This is a genomic window from Roseomonas sp. KE2513, from assembly GCF_016107305.1.
In the GTDB taxonomy this organism is placed as follows: domain Bacteria; phylum Pseudomonadota; class Alphaproteobacteria; order Acetobacterales; family Acetobacteraceae; genus Roseomonas.
Genome location: NZ_RCVR01000147.1, coordinates 1 through 1,055, shown reverse-complemented (window position 1 = coordinate 1,055; position 1,055 = coordinate 1). Strand labels below are relative to the sequence as shown.

Below are 1,055 nucleotides of genomic sequence, written 5' to 3'. Positions count from 1 at the left end.
GGCGTTGGTGCACGGATGCGAGTAAGCAGACGGGGCTGGCCCCACCCAGTCCGAGGTGTCAGGCGGCGCGTGTCGAGACTGGCTTCGCTATCCGGATCATGCGATTGAGCACCCGAGCGGCCATGGCGACTTCGCCTTGCTGGGCAGGCAAAAGGCGGGCACGCAGCTTCGGGCTGATGAGCGTCTTGTATCGGCCGACCGCGGTCTCCACGAGACTGCGCCGGTCGTAGCCGGTCTCTCTCTGCCAAGCCATGCGCCCCTTCTCGGCGATGAGCCGGATGTGGCGATCGCGTTGGCTCGGCGCCTCGGCATTCCCCGTGCTCGGCACCGCCGAGGCACGCGGCGGGATGACCACGGCAGGCGGTTGACCAGGCTGGTGACTGGCAACGGCGTGGTACGCCGGCTCGCCATCGTATGCACCGTCCGCGATTTCGCCCTCGATTACCTCAAGCAGCGCTGACAGCTGACCAGCATCATCGGTGGTGTTGTCGGTCAGCAGGCAGGTGACGATCTCGCCGCTGCCGGCATCCACGGCAAGGTGCAGCTTGCGCCAGGAACGACGCGTCCGGCCATGCTTCTCCTCATCCCACTCGCCCTGGCCGAACAGCTTCAAGCCGGTGCTGTCGATCAGCAGGTGCAGCGGGCCGTGCGGGACGGCCTTCGGCTGCCGCCCGGCAAAGCTGCGGCTGGCCGGCTCAAGGTCGTGTGGTCCGGGACGCGCAGCGTTTTTGTGGCGAAGCCCTCAGCTTGGCGCAGAGCAAGGTGGAAGAAGAGCCGCAGCATCAGCACCAACTCAATCGCCGCGTCCGAGTACCAGGCTTGGCCGCCGGGCGTGCTCCGCCGCGATGCCTGCCACCCAGTCAGGGCGTCCTCATCGAGCCAGAGCGTCAGGTCACCACGCCGCTTCAGGCCAGCCTTGTAAGCCGGCCAGTTCTGGATCCGGTAGCGAGCCTTCGGAATGCGATGGCGGCGCGCAGCATTATGCTTGAAGAGCATGCCCGAAATCGTAGTGGCTTGGTAGCAACCGGGCTACCGCCGGTCCATGCACCAACGCC

At 66.5% G+C, this 1,055-nt stretch carries 1 pseudogene; it reads right to left on the bottom strand.

Annotated elements, in window-relative coordinates:
* Positions 1-58 precede the first annotated feature (58 nt).
* Positions 59-996 (bottom strand): annotated as a pseudogene (locus D9599_RS30665) (IS5 family transposase).
* Between the last annotated feature and the right edge of the window lie 59 nt (positions 997-1,055).